Origin of the sequence: Rhodococcus sp. 3258, from assembly GCF_031456475.1 — a bacterium.
GTDB classification, from domain to species: domain Bacteria; phylum Actinomycetota; class Actinomycetes; order Mycobacteriales; family Mycobacteriaceae; genus Rhodococcoides; species Rhodococcoides fascians.
This window is the reverse complement of sequence record NZ_JAVDUT010000013.1, coordinates 1-21,500: the sequence shown is the minus strand read 5'-3', so window position 1 is coordinate 21,500 and position 21,500 is coordinate 1. Positions and strand designations below refer to the sequence as shown.

Below are 21,500 nucleotides of genomic sequence, written 5' to 3'. Positions count from 1 at the left end.
CCGGCGCAACGATGAGCCTGTCAGCCGGCTTCCGTGTTTGGCGCTACCGCCATGATCGAATGGATGGCGTACGTAGCGCGTATACGACGGGCCTCGACCGAATTGTCCTGTCTGTCAGGAAGGTGGTCGACACTGGGTGGGTCAGGGAATTCGCTGAGGTCCCATTCGTCGTAGGGGTAGATACTCTCGAATGGTTCGCGGTAGAAGCTCCCGTCTAGACCTTCTCTGATGTTGCTGTCTTCGGCTATCACTCGAGCCGCTACCTCCAGCTGGGTCAGCCCTGCGTCGTCAATCCGTTGACGAAGTTCGGAATACATGTCGGCGGTCAGAAAGTAGAGGAAGCTGAGGAGTCGTTTCTTGGAAGGCGCGTGTGGCGACGTCAAATCTGTCATACACACGTCCAGGACTTCGCGGCGGATGTCGACGATTGCGGCGGAGATTTCGACGGGGTAGTCGTCTCGGCCCCGTCTGAACTCGACAAGCACCGTAGCGATCTCGAAAAGCCCAATTTCTTGGCGCACTTTGTTCACTGCTGCTCGTGTATCGGCGGGGGTGAAGCTTGTGTTGACAGCTTGCCCGATCAGCATTGCGGCGATGTCGAATCCGGAACTAAAGAAGGACATCTGTCCGTGCTCGTTCACGAGTGATGGCCACAAGCTCACGATGATGGTTGCTGCGAGCTGTGGGGTAGAGATGTTGTCGATGACTCGCTCGAGTTCGCGCGCAATTTTGCGGAGCGCGAGTCGTTGTCTGTCATTGCCCGCGTTCAGGAATGCTTGCAACACCCCGGCCGGGAGAACGCCCATGTCGACAAGTGACGAAATCTCTGCGGCAGCGGTGACCTCGCTGATGTCGCCCTCAGGCAGGCTGAATGTGAAGTAGCGGTCGAAGAACTCATCCTGGTGCACCTGCGGAGTGGTGTTCGGCGGTCGAACGCGAGTGAACGCTCGACGTGGGAGTCGTGGGAACAGGTACACCAGAATGCGGTATGCCTCGGTGAGATCGGATTCCTTGATATCAGTGGTTTCGTTTCGAATCCGCGTCATCCAGTCCTCGGCGGTCTCTCGTTGAGAACCTGGTAGCACGATGTGGTCGGAAGAACTGCCGACCAGTTTTGCGCGCCACCCGGGGAGCCGGTCATAGACTTGTTCGTGGTGCAGCCGCAGATATGTGATCAGCGCTGCGTCAAGGAGATCGATATGGCCGGGTCCTAACAGCGTCAACAGCATGTCGACCTGCGCGCACCACCGGTAAATTGTGCGCAGAGTGGTGTTGTCCAGGAAGGTCAACAGGGTCATTAATTCGTCGACGGCGTTCCATGTTCTACCGGTTCGCGCGTCTGTTCCGGTAAGGCTGCACCCGAAACGGGTAGCGATCCTGGTGATTTGTTCGGTCACTTCTCGGCGGCTGTGTGCGGGTTGTAGTGGTGGCAGCTCGAAAGGGTATTGCACAATCTTTTCAAGATATGCGCGAGCTCGGTCGGAGTCTGCCCCTGCGAGGTCAGATGCCTTGATCAGGTCGAGGACAGTGCGTCGGTCGTACGACAGTAGGTAGTGCACTCCGGGGAATCTTCCGAGAAGGCGAACGGCTTTCATTACTACGAGAAGCTCGTCGGAGTGCAGTCTGTCAAGGTCGTCGACGATGACGAGCACTTTTGCACCGGTTCGTTCGATAGCTTCCGACATCTTGGCGAACTGACTTCGGAACGGGGCAGGCGCGGGCTGCTCAGAGGCGTGATTTTCGACTTCGTCGAGCGTGGCCGCAGCAGCAGCGTCGCCAAGCTTTTTGACGGTGCCGGCACCTAGTTTGTGGTCAATCAAGTTGCTGACTGCAACTTTGGCAACCGATGTAGCCACCGGCACAGCCGACATCAGCAGAGCGCGCGCGGTCTTGCCCTTTTTGCCTTTCGATGGCATTGCGGAAGCGATCGCTTCGTAAAACTCGCTGGTCAGGGCATCTAAATCTGTGGCTGCCCATGGGGTGAACTCGACAACCGTCCATTCCGGTGCGTCTGCTAACGAGAGTTGGATCATATTGAGGACCGACGTCTTGCCTGCGCCCCATGCTCCAGCTAAGCCGAAGACGACGCTCGGCCCGGTCCCAGCCATCCGGATGCGGTCGGCGATCCGGCGGGAGAACTCTTCGCGTCCGAGGTTGTCCTGGCTGAACGTGGTGATGGAGTCGTCGCTACGGGTGAGGCTGTCGGTCATGGACGGAATGCAATCACACCGAACAATTTGCAACTCATTGCAGACCTGAAGGCCAGGGGAGTGGCATTCGCGTCGGTCACCGAACAAATCGACACCACCACAGCCGGCGGGGAACTCATCTTCCACATTTTCGGCGCACTGGCCAGCTTCGAGCGCCAGTTACTCCGTGAACGCACCCACGCAGGCCTGGCTGCTGCCCGCGAACGAGGGAAAGTCGGCGGCCGCCCACCCGCACTTACAATCACCAAAAAGCGTGAAGCCACCCGAATGCGTAACCAGGGCAACACTATAGGAGACATTGCCGACGCACTCGGCGTCAGCAAACGGACCCTCTACCGCCACTTCACGAACACAGCCCGTGATCGGTCACCTGATTGAACTATCATCGAGGAATGTCTCCGAATCTTCCTCAAGCACAGTCGATTTTGGTCCGGACAGACTTCACCGACGACGCGGCATGGCGCGCGCTGCTGCAGGACGCGCAGGCTGTTCACGCGGATGCACAGGCGGTGCTCACGCCGGTGGACGACCGCGAATTCGACGGTTGGACGGTCGATATGCTGCTCGACCTCGACGTCGACAGTGGTTACCTGTTCGTTGCTGACGCGCGGACCTTCGCGGATCCGGAAGGGCCCATTCTTGTGCTGAACACAGACCAGGCGGAAGACGGTGATCCCGAGGAGCCGACCAGTTTTCGGGTGATCCCCGAACAGCTCGCCTCCGTCGAGAACAATCTGTCGATCGCGAATTTGGGCTTCATCGACTATGTCGAAAGTGCTGATGCGGACGGAGTGTTCCGTGGGCTGCCGTCGCAACCGGATGAGCGAACGTTGACGATCGAGGAACTTCTGGCTGCCGCGCCGGCTTCCCAACTGCCAGAACCGATTCTGGCATCGTTCATCAGCGATCTGGAAGGAGCGCGCGGGCAGGAGACAACTACTGCGACCTATGTCGTCGATCTGCGTACTTCCGCCGACTATCTCGAAGCGAACCGAGAGGGCTACGGACTGTCGAACGTCGTAGGGCTCGAGGAGACCATAGCTCGCACCCGCCAGGGCGGCTCCGCGCTGCTGTTCAGCTTCCCTGTCCGTGGCGGTTACTGGTCGGCCTGGATCTACCCGGACTCCCTTGTTCCGTTTGCATTGCTAGGGGTCAGCAGACGGGCTACCGATCGGTAGCCCGTCTGGTCCGGATCACGAGATGGTGAACGTGCCCACCTGAGTCGATCCGTCTTTGCTGTAGACCGGTACTGCTCGTTCTCCGGAGCTGAATACCTCTGCGCCGTCGATTACCTGCTTCTCGAGTGCGCCTGCATCAGAGGGGCTGGCAGCGATTTTGTTGAGGTCGTCCTTGCGGACGTAGCCCACCGTTCCGTCGTCACTGTATGTAGCTACCAGATCGGGGAGATCGGCATCGGTCTCTGCGCCTTCGCCCAGGCCGTACGTCTGACCGAGGGCGTTGGTTCCTGTTTCCACGTTCTCCGGGTCGGTGGCCGTCGGACCAGCCGACCTGGCTGCGGGGGCCGTCCAGTTCAGTGGGTTGCTCGGGAAAGTCAAGGCCTCGCGGTAGCTGTTCGTCCCGTTCCAGACGGCGGTGAAGCCGTGGCTGTTGTACGAGCCGGTTCCACATGTGGCCGTGGTGCCGACCGTCAATTCTGTTGCGCCAGTGGAGTTGTAACGGTAGTCGATTGCTTCGCAGAGCACTCCGCTCTTGAACAAGCGAGCGCGTACCCCGATGTCGCCGGGTGCTACTTCCTGGCCGAACACCGAGTAGATCTTCGATTGTGCGGTCAGGTTCGGGGAGTTGATGATGGTCGAGGTGTTGAGGAACTGAATTCCGTTCCCGTTGGCACCGGCAGGCCCGACCCAGCCGGTGAGCGCGTCGGCGTTCGCAGCGGTCGGGGCAAGGAGAGCGACGGCGCTCATCAGGGCCGCGACACTGATCGTTCTGCGTACGGATCGAACGTTCATGGGATCCTACTTTCTTCTCGATGGGAAAACGCGAATGGTCGTGGCAGGTAGAGCGGTAAGTACGAGCCGGAATCCGGTCAGGATGTTGCGTCGACCAGGTAGCCGTCGCTCGGCATGACCCGATAGTCCCGGTAGAACTGGGCCATCAACGTTCCCTGAGCGGTGTTCTCCGCCAACGGCACCCAAGCCACCGTCGCACCGGTGCCGCCTTGAACCGTCGAGGCGAACGGGTATTCGTCGCAACTTGGACTTGTCATGTTCGGAGGGGGAGTGGCCGCGATCTTGCGAAGTCGTGCAAGTGCGGTCGTTCCGCAGGCGTCGTCGCGGTTCTGTTTGATGAAGTCACCGAACTCTCGCTCGAGAAGCTGTCCGGTCGCGGGGTCGCCATCGCCGGTCGCGGCCTGTCCCGCTCGAATGTTGTCGACGATGTAGGGCATCGCGCTGCTGTAGTACTTCACGGTCGGCTCGAAAGACGAGTTCACGCAACCGGTGCCATTGTTCACCGGCGTCGCATTGTCGCAGCGGATCTTCTGGTTGGTGTATTGCGGGCCAGGGAGCAGCCCCTCGTACTTTGCGCCCGCTACCCACGCCTCCCACTGGTATATGTACGTCGAGGCACCGATGCTGACAGTGGTGACCGGTGACCAATCCGACCATTGCTTGCTGCCCGTGCTGTTCGGGGCGAGCACATTCGAGAAGACATCGGGAAAGGTGTACGGGTCTAATTTGTTCCAGCGCTGCGCTGCCAGGGCGAACCTGAACGTCCCAACAGGCGGTACTCCGCGGGTGACCGTCGCCCACGTCGTCAGGCGGATCGTCGACTTGACATTGTTGACCTCAGATCGGGTGGTCAGCGTCATATAGACGTCGTATGAGCCCGTGAACGATGTCACGCCCTCGAATCGGGTGTAAACCTCGACGGGCCCGATGTAAATCTTGCAACTATTGAAACGATCGTTGGTGCATCCCTGGTTCACCGGGTCTGCTCGTGCGCTCGGGTTCTGTTCCGCGTTGGCCTGCAGAACCTGGTCGCCCCTGCGCTGGGCCTCTGCTGGATCGGTGATCTCCACCGCGGGCTTCTGTACAACGATGGTGTTGGAATCGTCGTCGGTGGGTGGTGCTTCGGACTCGGGCAGAATCGAGTCAGGAAGGGGTGGCAGGGTCTCGGCACCGGGGGCCTGCGGCGGTGGTGGATCGACCGGTTGACTGTGTGCGACTGCGCCGCTGGCGAACGTCACACACAGGGCGAGGGCAAGGGCTGCCCCGATACGGCGGTTGATCATGTGACCTCTTCGTCTACGACATGGAAGGTCGCGTCCATCCCGATCCGGTCGGGAACAGTCGACGACAAGATCGGGCGTGGAGGCGAACGAATGCAGTTGCTGTTGATGCCGCCGGGCCTTGTGCGGCGCTCGGCAACGGTGACGAGAAGCGTTGCTCTCGCCGAGGTCGCATCGAGACGACAGATGCGAAGCTCAGGTCACCCGATGAACGTGTGACTTGCTTACCGTAGCTCGAGTTATGTTGGCGCGCAGCTAAATCGATTGGTCTCGGTCACTAGTGAACCGCGGCGAAATGGTGACAAGACCTGCGAGGACATCCGGTCTCAAGCTGACGGCCGCTGCCGATACGTCGAAAGAGGCGTACGACCCGTTCAGTAGGCGATACCGCAGAACCCTGGTCGTCGAGACGTTGGTTGCTCCGTGTGAGCGCATCTGATTGGCGATAGAGCGAGCGAGGGGTACATCATCGGGATGCAGGCACGAGGGGTGGCCGCGACGGTCTTCCAGACGCCACGCGATGTCGCGAGGCGCGGGGCCGTACCAGTACACGAACTCCAATGATTCGAGATCGACAATGGCTCGGTAGCGGGGGCGTTCGCTGGGAGCATCGGCCACGAGCTGCGCGATAGCCGTAGGTGACTCGGTGGCCGACTGGGCAGGGCCCAGGTCGTAGCCCAGTCCCCGCACTGTCCGTCGGCCGCGCTCGTTACGTACTCGAGCGCAAAACTGAACACGCCGACCAGGGCTCGCGGGGGATTCGTCCGCAACCGTTGCCTGCGCGTTGTAGACCGTGTCTTCAGGCTCCCCGACGACAGACGCGAGTACGGGAACTGTTGCTTCCTGCAGATCGATGCGTTCCAACACTTCGGCAATCGACCATTCGCTCGGCTCGGTCTGCGACGCATATGGTCGCCATGCCACGCGGCGGTCCAGATCCCACCGGATGGCCCAAGCGTCTGCGCGCTCCGGGGCGGGGGTCTCGCTGCGTGCGGCTCGCAGCCAAACCCCGTGCACACTACCGTCATCGGCAATGATGGGATCCGCCGTGATCATTCGCCCCGATCCCCCTGGGCCGACCCGCGCAGAGCGACGACGCCTGACTTCAGTCACCAACGCCGACATCGCTTCTCGGTCCGTGTGCCCCCTCAAGAAACTGTCGAGCGGAACCCGATTCTTGACGGCACCGCCGGCCACCACGACAGCTGCGCCAACGTCGAGAGTGTCGACCAAAAGCCACCTGGAATCCGACCGCATAGTTTAATTCTGGCACAAATCGGTCAGGGCACGTGGAACGGCCAGTAGACAGACCGTCGTAGAAGCAGCTGATGTCACCGGGTGCAGACCCGGCGAACTCGTCGCGAACAGCTACCCGTACCGGAATTCCGGTTCGTCGTACATCTCCGAAGTATTACCGCGCACTGCACCTCGAACCGGCGGAATCGACGGACTCGCTGTGACGTATCGGTGGACACTAGCGGGGCACCTGTGGCGAGCTTCCTCTACCGAAGTCGCATGATGCGTGAGCTGCGCAGCGCACTGCATCTGAACTCTGAGCTGGGGATTGATGGCTGGTTGTGATTGTAATGATTCGCAAGTCCGGCTACAGTCGACTTAGGCAAACAGTGGACACAAACCCACAAAGGGCGACTACCAAGGTGCGGGAACACCGTGATAGTCGCCCTCGCCCGGGACCTCCGATTGTCAGCGCCTCCGAAAGAAGCTTGCAGTCAAGTGGAGTCCTAGAGCCAGCAGCTCGACTACCAGTAAAACGGTGGTCGAGCTGCTGCTGTATGCGAGGAGCATCGCTGCTCCTCGCATACAGGTCGCGGTCTGCGAAAGAGCAGTCGCAACACTCTCGGCCCGTGAAGGCCCCGGTTCTTGAGGTGGATCCGGCGTGACAGCCATCCCGCCCCCTTTCTCTGTCGAACCCCGTCGGACCTTCCGATCGGGGCCAGGCAATCTCCAACATTGGGGACTGCCGAACGGAGAAGGCGCGGTTTCAGCACCTAGGGGACAGTGAGGGCGAGAATTGCATCCCGCCGATCCACTCGCTATTAAGTTGAAAGATCGGACCACGCCCGGGTCCATGCGTTTGTTCCGGGCTTGATGTCGTACCGGTCCATAGTACTGGGTGGCTGCGACAGCATGGGCACGATGACACCCCTAAAAGGCCCCTGATTGCTTCACAGGCGCATTTTCTCGACATCGGACGACAAAGATGAAGGGTAAAACCGGCGATTCGCTACAGATCGAGGACGATCCGTTCTCCGTCCAACCGCGAGACACAGATCAACATCTCGTGCCGCTGTTCCTCGGTTGTCAGCTTCGAGCGTCAGCTCCTCCGTGAACGCGCACCCACGCGGGCCTAGTCGCGGCCCGCGATCGAGGAAAAGTCGGCGGCCGCCCACCAGCGCTGACCGTCGGCAAGAAGCGAGGAGCAACCCGAATACGCAACCAGGGCAGAACTATTGGCGATATAGCGGACGTGCTCAGGGTCAGCAAGCGCACCTTGTACAGATACCTCGAGAAGAACTCCGTGCAAAGCACGACATCCAACCCAGTGCCGGAAGTAACGTCACCAAGTGACGACAACGGCCAGTAGCTGGTAAGCAACTGTGCGCGAATCGCACCTCACGGAGTGACCGTACTATTTTTCGTTACGCACACCCGCGGCTCGCTGCGAGAGCGCCTTACGGGGCTTCTTCCGCGGAGGAACCGGACCTGCAGGTCCCACAAGTCGATACACGTTACGCACCCGCTCACGCGAAAAGTCCCTCGTCGAAAAATTGGACTCACCGACCCTGGTTTTTCTCACCTTCAGCAGATCTTCGTCGACCAGTTCTCTCGTACCACGCGCACGCGTGGCCGGCCGCAAACCGAATTGATCGTCGAAAAAGTTGACCGACCACCACACTTCCTTGCCGGGTGCCTCCTGCGTTGCGAGCACCGCCAAAAGCACCGCCACCGCTGGTGCAGAGAGGAGCTGAATCTTCCCCGAGGTCCACAACCGCGTAGGAATTTTGAAATACAGATGCCTATCGCGATCCTTACCACCAGCGACGTAAGCAGACGACGGCAAGGAGTAGTTCGCCCCGGAACCACTCTCTTCACGCAAGGTGATCGTCGGCGACAAGCCGGGATTGTGCGTGATCGTCACCAAGCGCTCAGCCTCAAGGGTCTTGAACGCCTCCGAAATACGTTTCACGCCAGCACCGTCTGGATCATCGAGACTCAGCAGTGCAGCCCACTTGCGATACGGGATCTCTGTATCGAACGGCGGCGCTGCGCAGCGCCAGATCAACGCGATATACAACTTGATTGCCACCGCGTTCCCGCGTCCCCGAGTCGCCACCAGACGCGCAAGAGGCGTGTTTCCCTCGCCCTTCGGGTCTCGTACGAACGACCGACGGACTGGAATGTCGACCCGTCGCTGCGCGGTTCGAGCGATTTCAGACGCCAGCTTCAAAGACGTCCGACTCGCGACCGGAGCCAGCTCAACAACCACTTTCGGTCGCCCGGCGCGCGGCTCACGTTCTATGGCGTCCACTGGTATCCAATGTCCTTCCTAATACCTCACTCCACTGACGTCGCAGTGACTTATCTACTAGGACTATACTGGATTCGCAACTGAATCAGTACTAAATTATGCACTGCACTACCTCGACGGTTCGCAACTCCCAGGTCAAGGCTACTCCTGGCGATGCCCCGCTGCCTCAGGATCGCGACCGACGCAGTAGGTAGCCACCTCGTGTCGGCCGGAAGACGACGGGACAACTCCCAGGTAGGCGAAGTATTCGCACCCCAGAACCAGTTCGACGTGGTGCGTCAAACTGTCCGAGCCTCGCCGCTGACGACGGCGCGAGACGCAGCGTCGCGCGAACGTTGCGGATGCCAGGAACCCCATGTACGCTCCTAACTACGGAGGGGATCGACTTATCCGCATTGACGGCGATCAGCGGCCAGCTGACCTGCATATTGTGTGGTGACGTCATCTCCAATGAGCCTCGACACGGTCTAGGATTGTCCACGCCTGCCGGAGGATGGTTCGCCGCGAGTCGACAGCCAGTCGAACGTGGTTGTTCCCCCTACTTGGCGAGAGGAGCCGCCCCGATTGGACCCGGAGGCGGCTCCTCTTTTTTTATTGCCTTCTGCTTCGTCCTGGCAGCAACCGTGACTGCCACCTCAGCCGCTGGCCCCCAGCACCTCGCGCGCCTTCTTCCGACGAAGCCCGGCACTGAGGAGCGGATCCCGATGTGGGATCAGGAAGGCCGCCCTCGTGTTGTGGGTTCCCTCGTTCTACGGCATCCCTGCTGACCGCAATCAGCTCGAGGACTCGACCGCGATCACGTCCTGGCCCTCTTGATCAACGCACAGGCAATCGACAACCCAGCTCCCACGGCGGTCACCACCGCTACGAGAGCCCCGCCACTGCCCGATGCCGCGACCAAGTCCGAAAACAGTCTGAACCATAGGACCGCCTCCTCGAACCTCCCGACGGACTCCGGTGACAACGACAACGCCCAACGACGCCACCTTGCCGCGAACCAGTCGACCACCCAATCCGCCGCCGTCGCTACATGGCTAACGCACTGGTGGAGCCATGTAGCAACCCACAGCATCACGGTCACGGTCAGCATTAAAATATCATTTACATTAAAGCTGTTGAAATTCATTTCTTTTCCTTTTTTCTGGTTAATGTTATTTGTGAATCACCTTCTCTGAGCGTCCGAAAATGGCACAGCTGACCCCTTCGCTCCTTCCTGGAATGACGCATTGCGGTTCGTTCGCTCGAATACTCGAAGCGAGACTATTCGACCGGCAAGACGAAGTCAACCCCGGCCCAAATGATGCATGATGCCTGGTCAGAGCATCATTTGGACAATATGAATTTCCCATAAATACCGTCTCGATGAACCCGCAATGATTAATTAGATAAACGCCGATAACGATAATTTATAAACTATCAGCCACGCCAAATGGAATTAGATTCTAAGTGGAGACGTGAAAAATTCGGTGATGCCAGTGTCCGACACCGAGATGCTCGGGCTACCGCGACACCGAGCGGGCCGGTCTCCGCCGCTCCCGGATGGTCGACCGGGGAGTGCGCCACACCGTTGGGGTTGGCCGCCTGGGTATCGACTGAGGCCGGACTCCTGCAACGGCGATCATGCTATTTGCGCCCTGCAGGTTCACAGCGAGTGCACGACCGAGCTGTCAACGCGATTACCTCGACGTTTGCGATCCGATACGGTCACACCGTGAGCAGCCCGGCGGTCCCCACCCCACCCGACGGCACCACAACGCCCACAACCTCAACCAACGAACCAACCCATCTACAAGACCGAGCATGGATCAAGCGGCACAAGATCGCCCTCGTGACCTGCTTCGTAGTCGGATTCCTCGGCGGCTTCGCTGGACCGAGTGCCTGGGACTGGTACCTACGCCAAGACATCACCCCCGGTCACGGAACCATCATCGGCGGCCTGTTCGTCGTCATTGCCGCCGCCATCGCCTACACCGGCACACACCTCACACGAACCAGCACCGAACGCATCGCAATCGCCAAGAACGACCTCGACAAAACCAACGCCGAGAGCGCCCACAACCTCACCGACATCCAAGAATTACGCCGCAGATTCGTCACCACCACAGCACAATTCGCAGACCCATCACCCGAAGTCAGACTCGCCGGCGTCTACGCCCTCGAAGCACTCGCCAACGACTGGATCGACCGCGAAAACCACACCGACGCTCAAACCTGCATCAACTACCTCTGCGGTTACCTCACCCGCCCCTACACACCACCCACCCAAGACCCTCACCTCCGGCAAACAGTCGTCACCCCCGACATCGCGACCACGGTCCAACGCACCTACATCCACCCCCACGACGACCTCAACGTCCGACAAGCCATCACCCGCACCATCGCCAAACACCTCCAACCCGACAACCACCACAGTTGGAGCAACTACGACTACGACCTGACCGGTACCTACTTCCGCAACGCCGATTTCACCGGGTGCGTCTTCCGTGGGACCATCGTGTTCGCCAACGCTCACTTCGACGGCCTGCAAACATCTTTCGCCGACACCGAGTTTTACGGCACTAAGACCTCATTCCAACGGGCACGGTTCTACGGCTATCAAGCATCCTTCGCCCGAGCCCGTTTCCACAGCCCCATCACCTCATTTTCCCAGACGCAGTTCCACAGCGACAGGGCAGTTTTCGACAAGTCAGAGTTCCACGGCGAACGAACCGTGTTCTCGCACGCACGGTTTTACAGCGACTGGACCTCATTTATTCAAGCCCACACTCATGGTGACGTGACATTCTCATCTGCTCGGTTTGAAGGTGAAAACACCACCTTCGGCAATGCCCAGTTCCACGGCCCGAACACAGATTTCCCCGGCTCACTCTTCGCCGGGAAAACAACCACTTTCGTAGATGCTCAGTTTCACAGCCCAAGAACATCGTTCGCTCGGACGCAGTTCAACGCGGCGTCGACATCGTTCCGCCTCGCCCTGTTCCGCGGTACCCGAATTATGTTTCGCGAAGCCTGGTTCGTCGGACAGAAGACGACGTTCGATGCGGCACAGTTCCACAGCGACTGGACCAAGTTTCACGAAACACACTTTCTCAGCGCGTCGACATCCTTCCAGAGCACCGACTTCAGTGGCGCATCAACACGTTTCACCAAAATTGACTTCGGTAACGGGGTGACGTCGTTCGACAACCCGGTTACGTGGAACAACGTCTACTTCGACTGGGACCCACCGATCCCATATGCGGTCATAGCCAGCCAACCCCCCAACGTCACCCCGCGCAACTGGCCACCCACCACCACTCCGTTGCCCTAACGCTACCGCGACACCCAGCGTTGCTGGTCTCCGTCGCTCCCGCACAGTCACCGCGCCAGCTCCACGGGTGGGAGGTGGCCACCCCCGCGGACGCCGACGAGTGTGTGAATGTTCCGCCTGCCGGCGGTGCCGGCCACCCTGCGGGCGTCCCCCGAACCGAGCTCCGCTGCGCTCCGCACCTTGGAAGAGCGTCCGATTTCTTGTCGCACATCTGGCTCCCGGCGATACTGCATCACCCGTGACCGCCGCCTCAACCCCTCGCTCCGCTGCGCTACGACCGAAGGCTCCGAACACTTTTCGTAGAGCAGTCGCTTCGCTCCCACGAAAACTGTCCGAGACGAGTGGTTGCCCCGTCGTCCCCGTGCGCTGCTGTCTCTCCTCACGCCAGATGACGGCGACAAGAAATTGGCAGAGCAGGCCGGGGGACCGGTCACGACGCAGGAGGCACCAGTCATGGCCACACGAACCAAGACCAGCGCAGCGGACAAGGCCGACGCACGCCGCGAGCTGGCGGCATCACTGCACACCTCGATCACCGACAAGGTAGCCGAGCTGACCAGCTCCGCCACCTGGCGCGCCTACCTCGACCACGTGGCCTCGTTCCACTCCTACAGCTTCAACAACGTCCTGTTGATCCTCACTCAGAAGCCCGAGGCAACACAGGTCGCCGGATTCCGCGCGTGGCAGCAACGCGGACGGCAGGTCCGCAAGGGCGAGAAAGCGATCCGGATCTACGGCTACAGCTCCCGCACCGTCACCGAAACCGACCCCGACACCGGCGACGAAGAAACCCGCAAGGTGCCCACGTTCCCGATTCTGTCGGTGTTCGACCACTCCCAAACCGACCCGATCGCCGGACACCCGCAACCCGCGGAGATCACGCAGCTCCTCACCGGCGCCGATCCGGACGCGATCTACGACCGCGTCGCCGCGATCATGACCGCACGTGGTTGGACCGTCACCCGCGAGGCGATCATCAGCAGCGCCAACGGCTACACCACCACAGACGGCTCCCACCGCATCGTCGTCGACGCCGCCCTCGAACCCGCAGCGGCCGCGAAAACGATGATCCACGAGGCAGCGCACGCGATCATGCACGCACCCGACCTCATCGGCCCCGAAGCCCGAAAAGACCTGCACCGGGGCCGGATGGAAGTCGAAGCCGAATCCGTCGCCTACGTCCTGGCCGGGATGCTCGGACTCGACACCAGCGCCTACAGCGTCGGCTACATCGCCGGATGGGCAGCAGGAGACCTCGAGCAGGTCACCGCCACCGCGAAAGCAGTACTGACCGCAGTCCACGAGCTGGCCGACGCCCTCGACCCTGCCGCCGCCGAGTCGGACGACGGCGAGGACACCGGGACCGGGGAGGCCGCGTAGCCGGTCGGGGAGGGTTCGCCGGCCGAGAGTTCCGGCCGGCGGATCAGGCCACCTGCGGTGTCCACCGAATCGAGCTCCGCTGCGCTCCGCACTCGAAAGGGCACAGACGTTTTTCACAGCGGTTCTGGCTACCGGCGAGCATTCATCACCCGTGCCCGCCGCCTCAACCCCTCGCTCCGCTGCGCTACGACCGAAGGTTCCGAACACTTTTCGTCCCGTGCTCGCTGCGCTCCCACGAAAACTGTCCGGCCGAGGGGTTGCCCCGTCGGCCCCGTGCGCTGCCTTCTCTCCTCACGCCAGAAGCGGCGAAAAAACGTGGGGAGGACGCAAGACCGACCCGGCACCAGTTCCGAAGGGCAGCAACAGTTATGACCGAGACCACGAACACCGAGACCGCTACCTGCATCGCGGACGGACCCGACTGCACCGGCGACGTCGAATACCGGGACGCACTGTCCGGAACCGGAGTAGCGCACCCGAGATGCGACAAGCACTGGCAAGACCGCCTCGACCTCGAGGACGACCTCCGACGCCGCTACCCGGCCCACGCACCCGCCGACTTCGACCCCACCTACGCAGGCGAGCACTGGGACGAGAACTACTGACCCGGCCCGCTCACCACACCACACCCCATCCGACCGACCAGACCGAGGAGTACAAACCATGACCACCAACGACAGCGATGGCATCGACGACTACTGGACCATCTACGACAGGGCCCTCGACGCGGCCGCAGAATGCCGGAGCGTCGAATCGCTGATCGACACCCTGAACCGCTACTACCCGCCCTCGTCCGGAGTGGCGTTCTTCCCCAACGGGGCCGACCGCGACCTACTCGGCACACTCACCGACGCCGGACACTTCGATACCGTCTGGATCCAAGCGGACTACCACTTCGCGCTCCGTGACGGCCGCGGGGACGGGTTCACCTACATCGAAGGCGACATCGTCCGCGGAACCTCACGACTGTGACCACCCGCCCCGGTGCCTGACGGCACCGGGGCACCAACCCCAACACCTGGAAGGAACGCCCCTGATGCCCGCTCAAGCATGGGTCACCCTGATCGTCGGCGTCCTCGCCGTCGTCGGCGTCGCCCTGACCGTCCGCCAACGCACCGTGGCCGACAAACGCGCCCAAGCCTGGCAACGGATCACCTGGTGCCTCGAACGCACCACCAGCGCCGACCCCGCCGAAGCCGAACTCGGATGGGACATCTACGCCACCGTCACCGACTCACCGCTCATCACCACCACCGAACAAGACGTCCTCGTCGCCGTCGCCGACCGATCCGCCCGACGCGCACTGGCGGAACCCGACGAAACCGAGGACACTGACAACCAGAACGAGCAGGAGGACCCACGATGACCACAGCAGAAGCTCGCAAGACCTGGACCCCTAACGAACGGCGCAGTGTCGCTGCCGCAGCAGCCCGCGCCTCGATCGCACTCCGTGAACGCAGTGGCCGTGAGGTACCCCAGTGGATCCGCGACGCCGCCGAAGGGCGCCCGACCACCCCACCGGCCGAGCAGCCCTGACACAGGCACCAGCCGCAGACCGAAAGGCCCGCACCCGACACCGGGTGCGGGCCTTCTCCGTTGCCCAAGATCGGGAAAGCGTGAGGGAGCAGGGCCGGGCCACCCTGCGGGCGTCCAACCGAATCGAGCTCCGCTGCGCTCCGCACTGCCACACCACGACAACAGCGCACACAGGCCGCCCGTGCACGTGCGCTCGAGTCTTCAACCCGTTGCAGCGCAACGCAATCTGTCGGTACCTATTGCGATACTCGTGGCCATGCGAATCAGAACAATCGACGGACCGCCACTACCCGCGGAAGTCGCCGCGCACACCGCAGTCGCACTGTCGCTCAACGAATTACACCAGCCCAGTGGAAGACGCACCTGCGCGGGTCAGGGTTGTCCGGCGGTCGAGGCGGACACTATCGCAGGAACAGCGCTCTACGCCGTCAACTGGTGAACGGGGCGAGAAGATGCTGCTGGGTGCGGGAGACGATCCCGAGGAACGTCGCATCGTCGTCGTAGGCGCGGGCCAGGATCAGACCACCCTGGATTGACGCGACCGCGTCGAGCGCGTGCGCCGCCGCTTCCTGCGGATCGAGTCCACCAGAACACAATGCCGCAGTGAGAGCGTCGACCCAGTCGGTGAAATAGGACCGGACTGCGTCGGTGAAGATGCCCTGCTCCTCGCTCAATGCAATTGCAGCGAACAGGCACACGCGTTCGCGTGAGATGAAGTACTCGGACACTTCCTTCGACATCGCCTCGACCGCCGTCGCGGTATCGGTTGCGGTGCGCAGGGGGATGAAGATTCGTTCCTCGAACCACTTGTCCACTTGCTCGAGGACGGCGCGAGCCATGTCCGTCTTCCCCTCAGGGAAGAAGTGGTACAGGCTGCCGCGTCCGACGCCCGCCTCCCGCTGGATGACGGTCAAGGAGGCACCGTCGAAGCCTCGCTTGCGGAAGACTCCGGCGAGAGCGTGGACTACGTCTGCCCGGTCGAGGACGGTTCGGGCCATTACAGGCCGAGCTCACTGAGGCCGGGGTGATCCGCTGGGCGGGGTCCGGTTGCGTCCCAGAAGAACTTGCGCTCGGACTCGTCGATGGCCACGTCGTTGATGCTCGCGTGGCGGTGCGTCATCAGGCCGTCCTTGTCGAATTGCCAGTTCTCGTTGCCGTACGCACGGAACCACTGACCCGTTGCGTCATGGTACTCGTAGGCGAAGCGGACGGCGATGACGTTGCCGGTGTACGCCCACAGTTCCTTGATGAGGCGGTAGTCGAGCTCCCGGTCCCACTTGTCGGCGAGGAACTCGACGATGGCGGGTCGACCCTGCACAAACGTCGACCGATTACGCCACCAGCTGTCCTCGCTGTACGCGAGGGAAATGCGCTCGGGATCACGAGTGTTCCAAGCATCCTCAGCAGCGCGTGCCTTCTGGATGGCGGTGGCTTCGGTGAACGGTGGCAGCGGTGGACGGGACATGTCGTCTCCTCGGGCAGGAATGGACACTGTACCGATTGATACAGTGTGTACTGATTGTTTTAGTGTGTACCTAAAGGTACAGAGTGTCCAGTGGTGAGTCAACACCGCATTAGCCGGCCAACGGCGGTGTGCGCACCGAATCGAACTCCGCTGTGCTCCGCACTTCCGCACTTCCGCACTTCCGCACCCCGGCCCACCGGCCTCCGTCGCCCCGCCGCCGGCGTCGACCAACGGTCCCGCATTCCGCCTGCCGGCGGTGCCGGCCACCCTGCGGGCGTCCCCTGAATGGAGCTCCGCTGCGCTCCGCACCGTGGAAGAGCAAAGACGTTTTTTCACTCCGGTTCTGGCTACCGGCGAGCATTCATCACCCGTGCCCGCCGCCTCAACCCCTCGCTCCGCTGCGCTACGACCGAAGGCTCCGAACACTTTTCGTCGAGCAGTCGCTGCGCTCCCACGAAAACTGTCCGGCCGAGGGGTTGCCCCGTCGTCCCCGTGCGCTGACTTCTCTCCTCACGCCAGAAACGGCGAAAAAACGTGGCAGGGCAGCAGGTCCGGCCACCAGTTGAGAAGGGACGTAGCGACATGCACGACACCATCACAGAACCGAGGACGGTGGGACTGCACACGGCGATCATGGCCGCGATCGGTCAGGTACCGGGCCAGGTCAAGACCCACGCACTCGCGCAGGTCACCGCCTACACCGAGCAGGTCAACCGGGCCGCAGCGGATGCGAACTCGACCACCGTCGATGCGCACCTCGAGCGGGCCGCGTACTGGGCCTGCATCGCCCGCGAAAACGGAGCCAGCGAGGACGAAATCCACGCCGCACGGCTCGCAGGCCACCACCGGGCAGCCACCGCTCAGCAGTAACCCCAGGGCCACACCGGCCCCGGAAAACAAGAAAACACCGGACAGCTCTTACCTGCCCGGTGTCTCCAACCGAAGAATCTACCAGGGAGAGACACCACCATGACCGCAAGCATCGAAACCGCCACCGCCGCAACCGAAGCCCCCATGACCGGCACCACGCCGGTCGTGGGGGCGGGCGAGGAGTTCGCCCGCCTGCACCCCACCGTCCTCGAGGTCGGCCCGAACGTCCGCGACGAGGTCGACACCGATTCGGACGAGTTCCGCGCCGTCGTCGCCTCGATCACCGAACACGGTGTGCTGCTGCCGATCCTCGCGCGACGCGACGAGGAACGCATCGTCGTCATCGACGGTCAGGTCCGCACCCTCGCAGCGATCGAAGCCGGGGTCGACAGTGTGCCGGTGTTGATTCGGCCGACTGCCAGCAAGACCAAGGACCAGGAGATCGAACGCCTCACGCAGCAGGTGAGCACCAACGACCGCCGCATCGCCCTCACTGACGGTCAACGCGCGAAGGCCGTGACCGCGATGTTCGAGCTGGGCCTCTCGGCTACCAAGATCGCCAAGACGATGCAGTACGACAACCGGGACACCGCCAAAGCCGCAGGGACAGCGGGTAGGTCGCAGACCGCCCGCGAGGCGCTCGATTCCGGGCAGCTCGACCTCGAGCAGGCCGCGGTCGTGGCCGTGTTCGATGCTGACGGCGACACCGAGGCGGTCGAGAAGCTGCTCGACGCCGGGTCGTGGTTCCACTCTGTCGCACAGGAGTTGATCGCGGACCGCGCCGAGCGCAAGGCCCGCGCCGCAGCAGGTACCCCGTATGCCGAGAAAGGTTTGACCGTCCTTGAGGAAGAACCCGACTACGACAGCCCCTACGTCGCCGCTGAGGACTTGGTGACCGCAGACGGAGACCCGATCACCGAGGCCGTCATCGACGGCGCAGCCGAGCACTGGGCGGTGTGGCTGACTGCCGACGAGCAGATCACCCTCACGGCCAGCGGCGAGGTGATCGAATCCGAGTCGATCGACTGGGCCACCGAAGGAGCCCCGAAAGCCGTCGCCGCAGAGGGCTACCACCACCACAAGGACGTGACAGTCGCCCAGGTGTGGGTGCCGGAATACTTCACTGCCGACCCCGGCGCCGCCGGTGTGAAACTGGGGCCGATCCTGGCCGCAGCGTCGAGCGAACCCGATGCGTCCGACGACCAGGCCGCAGCCGAGCGGAAAACACGCGAGAAGAAGGCCGCGCAGGCAGCGCTCGCGGAGAGGGAAGCCGAGAAGGCCGCTCGGCGGCGCACCGTCGCATTGAACAAGGCCAGCGCCGCCGCGACGATCGTCCGCAAGGAATGGCTGACGAAGTTCCTGACCCGCAAGACTCTGCCGAAGGGGGCAGGGAAGTGGATCACCGAAACACTCGTCGACGAGCCGGGACTGTTGACCGAGAACAAAGCGCCGCAGTACCTCGCGGAGCTGCTCGGTGTCACCGTGCCCGCCGACACCAGCCCCAGTGCCGGATACCCCGGTGTCGCGGACAAGGCCGCGCGTCGAGCGCTCGCCGCCACGATCGACAAGGCCAGCGAGACTCGCGCGCAGGTGATCCTGCTCGCGCAGATCCTCGCCGCCTACGAAGCACGAGTGAGTGGCAAGGGCCACGACTCGTGGCGGCGTACGTCCTGGGGTAACCAGGACAACTACCTGGGCTTTCTCGACCAGCACGGCCACGTGCTGACCGTGGTAGAGCAGGCCGCAGCCGGAATCCTCACCCCTGAGCAGGCGTACGATCAGCTCACCGCGTCCACCGAGTAGCAAAGGGGCCGGTGGCGGGTACCTCGACGGTGCCCGCCACCGGTAGCGCCCGTCCCTGGCCCGGGTCGAGGGGGCTGCCGCCGCCCTCGAGCTCCCCCGCTCGACGCCCCACCACCGCACTGCTGACGCCGGGCAGGCGGCTCACGGCAGGTCAGTGAGCGGCGTTGTACGCCTCTTCGATATCGGCCGGGATGCGGCCGCGATCGTTGATCTCGTAGCCCTCATCTGCTGCCCACTGCCGGATCGCGCGTGTCTGCGCCGGATCACGCTTGGCCGGTGTCCCGGTCTTCGCGGGCGTCGCCGCGCCGGCGGGGGAGGGCTTACGTTTGCGGCCACCGACCCGAGTGGAATGCTCGATGTAGTAGTCGAGCTTGCGGTGAAACTCGGTGGCGTTCTTCGCTTTCAGGTCGATCACGTACTCGACACCGTTGACTGCGAATTCGATAGTTTCGCCGGACTCGTCGTCGATGACCGACCCGTCGATATCGTCCACCAATTGGGTTGTCACTCTTTTGGCCACAGCCGGAAAACCTTTCGATCACACACATTTGTCAGGGACTCGGGTAGCGGCCAGCGTAACCAACGAATGTGGCGATGAGCTGCAGCCTTGTCATTTGACGACGTCGCGGGGAGCGATATCGGATCGGATGCCTTTGAATGCGGGATGCCGTAAACGCCCCGTTGCCGATTGCTCGCGGTATTCCACAGTCGCCACCAATTCCGGCGTCACCCAGGACACTCCGACCGCGTCGGCGCGGGGAACCGGACCGTGCAGCGCACTGTCCGGACGAGTGCGCTCGGTGAGCGCGCTCCGCAGCTCACGGCGCATCCGATCGGTGAAACCCGTTCCCACACGGCCGATGTAGACCAACTCGCCCGCCTCGTCGTACGCTCCGAGGAGCAGAGCCGCCAGTGTTCCACCGGCGCGGCCGCCGGTAGGAACCCATCCGCAGATCACGCCTTCGCGGGTGTTCCGGATCGGTACCTTGATCCACGACGGCGACCGGATCCCCGGCCGGTACACCGACCCGGCTTTCTTCGCCACGACCCCCTCAATACCGTTGTCGGCGGCAATGCCCATCAACGTCTCGCCGTCGATCCCCGTCATGGTCGGCGGCACCTGCACCCGCCGCCCGTCGGCCACGCCGAGGCCCTCGAGCAGCGCACGGCGCTGCGTGTAGGGCAGCGTCCGGACCGATTCGCCGTCGACGTCGAGGACATCGAACACGAAATACGTCACCGGGGTCGACCGCAACAACGCCGCCGACGGGCGCGCGACATGCATTCGGCGTTGCAGCAGCCCGAAATCGGGCCGACCGCCCGAATCCAGTGCCACCAACTCACCGTCCAGGGTCACCGATCGACCCGCCGTCGTATCCGACAACGCCGCCGCCACGTCCGGGAACGAGGCGGAGATGTCGTTTCCGTTGCGCGAGAACAGCTTCACCCGCGATGTGCCGTCGACAACGCTGACCCCGCGTTGGCCATCCCACTTCCATTCCCACACCCAGGCCGGTCCGGACGGGAGCGGCCCAGCAGTGGCGAGCATCGGAGACAACGGATTCGGGGGCATCGACGACGAATGCCCGCGTAGGGGATCGGCGAACCATCGAAAGCCGACCGCAAGCGGTCGCACGTCCCCTCCGGGGCCGCCCCATATGGGTCACCAATTTGGTCGTACGAGTCGCCCGAGTCTGACATGCCGGGGACCCCGACCAGTCAACCCACGGTCGCAAGCTCCCTCTTCGGGGTTGACAGGCCACCCTCGTCATGTCGATCGGGGACGTCTCATCCGAACCTGTGGAAGGTGTCCCTGCCATGAACAACAACCTGCTCAACGATCACCAGATCATCACCGAGCTCATCGGCACTGCCGCTCAGCTCCCCGCCGAAGATCCGCGCGCGGCCCGGTGGGCTACCGAAGCGCTCGCGCTCGCCAGCGCAGCAGAGCTGCCCATCCTCATCGAGGAGGCCGAGGGAGTGCTCGGCCGGATCGAGCACGACACCACCTGCCGGTGGTGCGCCGGACAGCCGGGAGCAGCCATCCCGGTCGGGTCCTTCTGGTGCACCCACTGAGCACCAGGCTCTCCGGGGTCCCGGTCCCACCACGGGACCGGGACCCCCCC

22 protein-coding genes are annotated in these 21,500 nt (G+C 62.5%); 12 read left to right on the top strand and 10 right to left on the bottom strand.

Features of this window, described 5'->3' with window-relative positions; all coding sequences use genetic code 11:
* Positions 1-20: 20 nt before the first annotated feature.
* On the bottom strand, positions 21-2,210 hold the full coding sequence (locus tag J2X62_RS24290) for a P-loop NTPase fold protein (RefSeq protein WP_310184007.1): 2,190 nt from the start codon (positions 2,208-2,210) through the stop codon (positions 21-23).
* 27 nt (positions 2,211-2,237) lie between these two features.
* Here J2X62_RS24290 and J2X62_RS24285 point away from each other — a divergent pair, with 27 nt between their 5' ends.
* Both J2X62_RS24285 and J2X62_RS24280 read left to right on the top strand, forming a co-directional pair.
* Complete coding sequence (locus J2X62_RS24285) at positions 2,238-2,588, top strand: recombinase family protein (RefSeq protein ID WP_310184005.1); 351 nt, start codon at positions 2,238-2,240, stop codon at positions 2,586-2,588.
* Between the two features lie 14 nt (positions 2,589-2,602).
* Complete coding sequence (locus J2X62_RS24280) at positions 2,603-3,388, top strand: DUF6924 domain-containing protein (protein WP_371832763.1); 786 nt, start codon at positions 2,603-2,605, stop codon at positions 3,386-3,388.
* Positions 3,389-3,403: 15 nt separating this feature from the next.
* Here the strand turns inward: J2X62_RS24280 and J2X62_RS24275 are convergent, their stop codons facing one another.
* The 3 genes from J2X62_RS24275 to J2X62_RS25485 form a co-directional block, all read right to left on the bottom strand.
* Positions 3,404-4,180 carry a hypothetical protein gene (locus J2X62_RS24275; protein WP_310184001.1) on the bottom strand — a complete coding sequence of 259 codons (777 nt, stop codon included), beginning with the start codon at positions 4,178-4,180 and terminating at the stop codon, positions 3,404-3,406.
* 77 nt (positions 4,181-4,257) lie between these two features.
* Positions 4,258-5,463, bottom strand: coding sequence for a NucA/NucB deoxyribonuclease domain-containing protein (locus J2X62_RS24270; protein ID WP_310184000.1), 1,206 nt, complete (start codon positions 5,461-5,463; stop codon positions 4,258-4,260).
* A 252-nt stretch (positions 5,464-5,715) separates the two neighbouring features.
* The gene (locus tag J2X62_RS25485; protein ID WP_371832762.1) at positions 5,716-6,717 is read right to left on the bottom strand and encodes a GAF domain-containing protein; all 1,002 of its coding nucleotides are present in this window, start codon (positions 6,715-6,717) and stop codon (positions 5,716-5,718) included.
* A gap of 1,159 nt (positions 6,718-7,876) precedes the next feature.
* Here J2X62_RS25485 and J2X62_RS25480 point away from each other — a divergent pair.
* A complete protein-coding gene (locus J2X62_RS25480; protein WP_371832767.1) occupies positions 7,877-8,065 on the top strand; it encodes a helix-turn-helix domain-containing protein in 189 nt (62 codons plus the stop codon).
* 45 nt (positions 8,066-8,110) lie between these two features.
* Here the strand turns inward: J2X62_RS25480 and J2X62_RS24265 are convergent, their stop codons facing one another.
* Positions 8,111-8,788 carry a hypothetical protein gene (locus J2X62_RS24265; protein ID WP_310183999.1) on the bottom strand — a complete coding sequence of 226 codons (678 nt, stop codon included), beginning with the start codon at positions 8,786-8,788 and terminating at the stop codon, positions 8,111-8,113.
* 1,933 nt (positions 8,789-10,721) lie between these two features.
* On the opposite strand from J2X62_RS24265, the gene J2X62_RS24260 reads away from it, so the two are divergent.
* The 6 genes from J2X62_RS24260 (at position 10,722) to J2X62_RS24235 (ending at position 15,236) form a co-directional block, all read left to right on the top strand.
* Positions 10,722-12,320 carry a pentapeptide repeat-containing protein gene (locus tag J2X62_RS24260; protein WP_310183998.1) on the top strand — a complete coding sequence of 533 codons (1,599 nt, stop codon included), beginning with the start codon at positions 10,722-10,724 and terminating at the stop codon, positions 12,318-12,320.
* A 453-nt stretch (positions 12,321-12,773) separates the two neighbouring features.
* Entirely contained in the window at positions 12,774-13,700 is a 927-nt protein-coding gene (locus J2X62_RS24255; protein WP_310183996.1) for an ArdC-like ssDNA-binding domain-containing protein, read from the top strand.
* Between the two features lie 368 nt (positions 13,701-14,068).
* Positions 14,069-14,305 (top strand): hypothetical protein, encoded by a 237-nt coding sequence (locus J2X62_RS24250; protein WP_310183994.1) that lies wholly within the window; start codon positions 14,069-14,071, stop codon positions 14,303-14,305.
* Positions 14,306-14,363: 58 nt separating this feature from the next.
* A complete protein-coding gene (locus tag J2X62_RS24245; protein WP_310183992.1) occupies positions 14,364-14,672 on the top strand; it encodes a hypothetical protein in 309 nt (102 codons plus the stop codon).
* Positions 14,673-14,736: 64 nt separating this feature from the next.
* On the top strand, positions 14,737-15,066 hold the full coding sequence (locus J2X62_RS24240) for a hypothetical protein (protein ID WP_094622114.1): 330 nt from the start codon (positions 14,737-14,739) through the stop codon (positions 15,064-15,066).
* Positions 15,063-15,236: a hypothetical protein gene (locus J2X62_RS24235; RefSeq protein WP_155289420.1), complete on the top strand. Its 174-nt coding sequence runs from the start codon at positions 15,063-15,065 to the stop codon at positions 15,234-15,236. Before J2X62_RS24240 ends, J2X62_RS24235 begins: the two co-directional genes overlap by 4 nt.
* Positions 15,237-15,664: 428 nt before the next feature.
* Here the strand turns inward: J2X62_RS24235 and J2X62_RS24230 are convergent, their stop codons facing one another.
* Both J2X62_RS24230 and J2X62_RS24225 read right to left on the bottom strand, forming a co-directional pair.
* Complete coding sequence (locus J2X62_RS24230) at positions 15,665-16,234, bottom strand: TetR/AcrR family transcriptional regulator (RefSeq protein WP_094622070.1); 570 nt, start codon at positions 16,232-16,234, stop codon at positions 15,665-15,667.
* On the bottom strand, positions 16,234-16,701 hold the full coding sequence (locus J2X62_RS24225) for a nuclear transport factor 2 family protein (RefSeq protein ID WP_094622071.1): 468 nt from the start codon (positions 16,699-16,701) through the stop codon (positions 16,234-16,236). Before J2X62_RS24225 ends, J2X62_RS24230 begins: the two co-directional genes overlap by 1 nt.
* A gap of 582 nt (positions 16,702-17,283) precedes the next feature.
* Here J2X62_RS24225 and J2X62_RS24220 point away from each other — a divergent pair.
* Together J2X62_RS24220 and J2X62_RS24215 are read left to right on the top strand one after the other, a co-directional pair.
* Positions 17,284-17,571, top strand: coding sequence for a hypothetical protein (locus J2X62_RS24220; protein ID WP_094622072.1), 288 nt, complete (start codon positions 17,284-17,286; stop codon positions 17,569-17,571).
* A 99-nt stretch (positions 17,572-17,670) separates the two neighbouring features.
* Complete coding sequence (locus J2X62_RS24215) at positions 17,671-19,374, top strand: ParB N-terminal domain-containing protein (protein ID WP_310183985.1); 1,704 nt, start codon at positions 17,671-17,673, stop codon at positions 19,372-19,374.
* Here J2X62_RS24215 and J2X62_RS24210 read toward each other — a convergent pair.
* The 3 genes from J2X62_RS24210 to ligD form a co-directional block, all read right to left on the bottom strand.
* The gene (locus J2X62_RS24210; RefSeq protein WP_310183983.1) at positions 19,355-19,519 is read right to left on the bottom strand and encodes a hypothetical protein; all 165 of its coding nucleotides are present in this window, start codon (positions 19,517-19,519) and stop codon (positions 19,355-19,357) included. The genes J2X62_RS24215 and J2X62_RS24210 overlap by 20 nt on opposite strands.
* A gap of 6 nt (positions 19,520-19,525) precedes the next feature.
* On the bottom strand, positions 19,526-19,894 hold the full coding sequence (locus tag J2X62_RS24205; RefSeq protein WP_310183980.1) for an Lsr2 family protein: 369 nt from the start codon (positions 19,892-19,894) through the stop codon (positions 19,526-19,528).
* 90 nt (positions 19,895-19,984) lie between these two features.
* Positions 19,985-21,010 carry a non-homologous end-joining DNA ligase gene (gene ligD, locus J2X62_RS24200; protein WP_310183977.1) on the bottom strand — a complete coding sequence of 342 codons (1,026 nt, stop codon included), beginning with the start codon at positions 21,008-21,010 and terminating at the stop codon, positions 19,985-19,987.
* A 182-nt stretch (positions 21,011-21,192) separates the two neighbouring features.
* Between ligD and J2X62_RS24195 the strand changes: the two genes are divergently transcribed.
* On the top strand, positions 21,193-21,450 hold the full coding sequence (locus J2X62_RS24195; protein ID WP_310183974.1) for a hypothetical protein: 258 nt from the start codon (positions 21,193-21,195) through the stop codon (positions 21,448-21,450).
* Positions 21,451-21,500 lie beyond the last annotated feature (50 nt).

Bases quoted from the DNA above. Each gene is read 5' to 3' on its own strand.
- J2X62_RS24290 (WP_310184007.1), bottom strand. From the start codon at position 2,210: ATGACCGACAGCCTCACCCGTAGCGACGACTCCATCACCACGTTCAGC.
- J2X62_RS24255 (WP_310183996.1), top strand. From the start codon at position 12,774: ATGGCCACACGAACCAAGACCAGCGCAGCGGACAAGGCCGACGCACGC.
- J2X62_RS24250 (WP_310183994.1), top strand. From the start codon at position 14,069: ATGACCGAGACCACGAACACCGAGACCGCTACCTGCATCGCGGACGGA.
- J2X62_RS24220 (WP_094622072.1), top strand. From the start codon at position 17,284: ATGCACGACACCATCACAGAACCGAGGACGGTGGGACTGCACACGGCG.
- J2X62_RS24235 (WP_155289420.1), top strand. From the start codon at position 15,063: ATGACCACAGCAGAAGCTCGCAAGACCTGGACCCCTAACGAACGGCGC.
- J2X62_RS25485 (WP_371832762.1), bottom strand. From the start codon at position 6,717: ATGCGGTCGGATTCCAGGTGGCTTTTGGTCGACACTCTCGACGTTGGC.
- J2X62_RS24215 (WP_310183985.1), top strand. From the start codon at position 17,671: ATGACCGCAAGCATCGAAACCGCCACCGCCGCAACCGAAGCCCCCATG.
- J2X62_RS24280 (WP_371832763.1), top strand. From the start codon at position 2,603: ATGTCTCCGAATCTTCCTCAAGCACAGTCGATTTTGGTCCGGACAGAC.
- J2X62_RS24230 (WP_094622070.1), bottom strand. From the start codon at position 16,234: ATGGCCCGAACCGTCCTCGACCGGGCAGACGTAGTCCACGCTCTCGCC.
- J2X62_RS24270 (WP_310184000.1), bottom strand. From the start codon at position 5,463: ATGATCAACCGCCGTATCGGGGCAGCCCTTGCCCTCGCCCTGTGTGTG.
- J2X62_RS24195 (WP_310183974.1), top strand. From the start codon at position 21,193: ATGAACAACAACCTGCTCAACGATCACCAGATCATCACCGAGCTCATC.
- J2X62_RS24275 (WP_310184001.1), bottom strand. From the start codon at position 4,180: ATGAACGTTCGATCCGTACGCAGAACGATCAGTGTCGCGGCCCTGATG.
- J2X62_RS24240 (WP_094622114.1), top strand. From the start codon at position 14,737: ATGCCCGCTCAAGCATGGGTCACCCTGATCGTCGGCGTCCTCGCCGTC.
- J2X62_RS24225 (WP_094622071.1), bottom strand. From the start codon at position 16,701: ATGTCCCGTCCACCGCTGCCACCGTTCACCGAAGCCACCGCCATCCAG.
- J2X62_RS24245 (WP_310183992.1), top strand. From the start codon at position 14,364: ATGACCACCAACGACAGCGATGGCATCGACGACTACTGGACCATCTAC.